The following is a 3,406-nucleotide window of genomic DNA, read 5'->3' as shown; positions in this document are numbered from 1 at the left end:
ACACTCAACGCCGCCACAGCGCACTCAACGGACTACCACCCACCAGCCGACTGTGACCAACCTGCTGGCCGAGTACATCTAGGCCACGTCCGTCGGCGCCTGCGAGGCCTTTACCACTTTCACCTCCGGGCGTTCCGGCACCCCGTCCGCCAGGAACCAGCGGAAGGCGAGGTTGCCGCGCGGGTAGCCCAGCGTGGTCAGCGAATTGGGGTGCGCGGTCAGCGCACGGGACAACACGATCGTGACGGAGCCGTCGCTGTTGAGCTCGGCGCTGTGCCCGTTGACCGAGCAGCGCGCATCGGAGGCGCCGAAGGTGGCCATGAATTGGTTCCACACCACCAGGTTCCAGAACCTGCACTCCGGCGGCCGGTGCGTGATCACCAGCGCCTCGTCGTCGTCGAGCACGAAGCTGCCGTAGGAATAGCAGGCGTCGCGCGCCGACCAGCCGAAGTTCGCGTCGGGCACCTGATAAGGATCGGCGAAATCGTTTGCGGCATGCGCGGTTTCGTGGCCGAGCGCATGCTCGTCGTCCGCGCGTGTGCCGACCGCCAGCGGGACGATGGCGAACATCGTGCGCAGCCAGGCGGCCGCCGCCCGCAGGCTCGCCGCGGTCTGGGCGTCGCCGTGCCGGATCGGGTCCGGCTCGTCGAGCGCCTCGATGCGCCAGACGACGGGGCGCCCCGTCAGCGGATCGGCCTGGTAGTCGCGGGTCATCAGCACGGCGGCGTCGGGGACGGGGCCGAGTTCGAAGGCGAAGTCGCCGTCCGCGTCGATGTCGAGATCGCTGTCGCGGACGATCGCGACGACCCGGTCGGACCACGCGCCTGGAGACGGTTCGTTGTACGCGGTCACCGAAAAGTACACGCTGTCACCGCGATTGCCGCTGATGCGGTAGCGGCGCCGCGAATCCACCGGGCACATGAAGTAATAGGCGTCGGTGTTGTCGCCGCCCCACCGGCGGTCCCGGCGGAACGGCGTGTTCACCGCGACGAACTGCGGGCGGCCGGGCTCGGGGAACAGGTAGGCGTCCAGGGCGACGCCCAGCGCCGTGGCCAGGGCGCGGTAGCCGTCGGCGATGTGGCGCTCGTCGGTCACCGCCCGCTCGCCCTCCAGGAACGACCGGTCCAGGGTGCCGAGGGTGCCGAGCAACTCCTGCCATGCGGCCGTCGTTTCGTGTGTCATGCGCTGATTCCCTTCAGGAGCAACGTGGTGGTGCGGTCCACCCAGGCGTCGTCGAGCTCGGTGACGCGGGTGAGCAAACCCATGAGGGTGATGCCGGCGATGGCCTCCGTCAGTTCGGTGGCGCTCACCTCCGGCCGGACCTCGCCGCGGCCCGCGGCCCGCGTCAGCAGCTCGGCGAGGCCGCCGCCGATGATGCCCGCGAACCGCTCCAGCAGCGCCGAGTGCAGGCTTGGGTCTGCGGCCATCTCGGCCACCAGCCCGGGCAGGGCCGACCGGGCGGCCGGTGTCGTCAGGAAATGCATTGAGCGACAGATCATTTCGCGCAGGTCTCCGGGCAACGTTCCGGTGTCAGGCAGTTCGGTTGCCGCGCCGATCGGAAACACCGCCTCGTGCACCAGGTGCGCCTTGCTCGGCCAGCGCCGGTAGATCGCGGGCTTGCTGGTACCGGCGCGCTCGGCGATCGCGGACACCAGCAGCCCGGCATAGCCGGTCTCGGCGAGCAGCTCGACGGTCGCGCTCAACACCGCACCATCGATGCGAGGGTCACGGGGTCGGCCAAAATCCACTACCATTACGAAACTCAGAGTAACATAAGTCGCCGTGACCGATGCCGTTCGCCTTGATGACCTCGCCCAGCCCCGGTTCAGCGCAGAGGCGCAGCAACTGCTCGACATGATGGCCTCGCTGGCGCCGGACTGCCCGCTGGACGCGGAGGCGCTGCACGCCAAGGCCGCCGCCGACACCGGCTTGGACGATTTCGGCGCGCCGGACTATCGCGAGCGGCTCGAGGTCTACCTGTCCGCGCTGCGCGACATCGACGGACGCCACTATGCCGGGACCGTCAACTTCTACGGGCAGCTGCTGCAGTTGCTCAAGAACCGCCTGCTGCTGACCGACCTGCTGCGCCGGCATCCCGAGATCGACGACATCGAGCTGGAGCCGCCGGTGGTGATCGCCGGCCTGCCCCGCACCGGCACCACCCACCTGCACAACCTGCTGGCGGCGCCGCCCACCTTCCGCACCATGCCGTACTGGGAGAGCGTCGAGCCGTTCCCGTTGCCGGCCGAGGCCGGGATCGAGCCGGATCCCCGGCGGGCGCGCATGGACGTCGCGGTCGGACTGATCGATACCGTGATGCCGCACTTCCGGCTGATGCACGAGATGACCACCGAGCACGTCCACGAGGAAATCCAGCTGCTCGCCAACGACTTTTCGACCATGCTCTTCGAGACGCTGGCGCACGTGCCCCGCTGGCGCGACTACTACCAGGCCCACGACCAGACGCCGCATTACGAATACCTGGCCCGGCAACTCAAGGCGATGCAATTCCTGCGCGGCGGTCGGCGCTGGCTGCTCAAGTCGCCCCAGCACCTCGAGCAGGTTCCGGTGCTCAACCGCGTATTCCCCAGCGCCATCGTGGTTTTCACCCACCGCGATCCCGTGCCGGTGGCGCTCTCGATGATCGCGATGATCACCTACTCCGCGCGCATGCACCGCTCGCCGGTGCCGGTGGAAGAGATCGCGGCGTCGTGGATCGGTCGGCTCGAACAGATGCTGACCGCGCTCGTCCGCGATCGCGACGTCATCGCTCCGGAGCGGTCGATCGACATCCGGTTCGACGACTTCATGGCGAACGAGACCGGGGTGGCCGAGGGGGTGTACGCCTTGGCCGGCGAGCCGTTCACCGCCGAAGCGCGAACGGCGATTGACGATTACCTGGCGGCGCACCGTCGCGGCCGGCTGGGAAACGTCGCGACGTCCTGCGAGATGTTCGGGTTGGACGAGGCCGACCTGCGCGGCCGCTTCGCGCCGTATGTGGAACGGTTCCTGGCCTAACCCACCGCGGGCCGCTACCTTCTCAACTCATGGTCACTATGCCCGCGCTGGACGGCGTCGAACACAGGTATGTGGAGCTCGGACCCGAGGTGACGATCCACGTCGCGGATGCGGGCCCAGCCGAAGGTCCGGCGGTCATGCTGGTGCACGGCTTCCCGCAGAATTGGTGGGAATGGCACAACCTGATCGGGCCGCTGGCCGCCGACGGCTATCGCGTGCTGTGCCCCGACCTGCGTGGGGGGGGGGGGGGGGGGGGGGCCCCCGCGCCGGGGGGGGGGGGGGGGGGGGGGGGGGGGGGGGGGGGGGGGGGGGGGGGGGCGGCGGCGGGGGGCGCGCGGGCGGGGGGGGGCGGGGGGGGGGGGGGGGGGGGGGGGGGGGGGGGGGGGGG

At 70.0% G+C, this 3,406-nt stretch carries 4 protein-coding genes; 2 read left to right on the top strand and 2 right to left on the bottom strand.

The window, feature by feature from the left end; translation table 11 throughout:
* Positions 1–78 precede the first annotated feature (78 nt).
* Positions 79–1,182, bottom strand: a complete 1,104-nt coding sequence (locus A5730_RS04625) for a DUF1214 domain-containing protein (protein WP_067896287.1) — start codon at positions 1,180–1,182, stop codon at positions 79–81.
* Positions 1,179–1,754, bottom strand: a complete 576-nt coding sequence (locus tag A5730_RS04620; protein WP_067896285.1) for a TetR/AcrR family transcriptional regulator — start codon at positions 1,752–1,754, stop codon at positions 1,179–1,181. The genes A5730_RS04625 and A5730_RS04620 overlap by 4 nt, the downstream gene beginning before the upstream one ends.
* A 28-nt stretch (positions 1,755–1,782) precedes the next feature.
* Here A5730_RS04620 and A5730_RS04615 point away from each other — a divergent pair, with 28 nt between their 5' ends.
* Both A5730_RS04615 and A5730_RS25340 read left to right on the top strand, forming a co-directional pair.
* On the top strand, positions 1,783–3,018 hold the full coding sequence (locus tag A5730_RS04615) for a sulfotransferase (RefSeq protein ID WP_067896282.1): 1,236 nt from the start codon (positions 1,783–1,785) through the stop codon (positions 3,016–3,018).
* A gap of 29 nt (positions 3,019–3,047) precedes the next feature.
* Positions 3,048–3,406: alpha/beta fold hydrolase (locus A5730_RS25340; protein ID WP_304442311.1), on the top strand; the 359-nt coding region annotated here is incomplete at its 3' end.

This window comes from Mycobacterium sp. ACS4054 (assembly GCF_001667275.1).
Classification (GTDB): domain Bacteria; phylum Actinomycetota; class Actinomycetes; order Mycobacteriales; family Mycobacteriaceae; genus Mycobacterium.
Note: the sequence above shows the minus strand (reverse complement) of the source record. Positions and strands in the feature narration are given on the sequence as shown.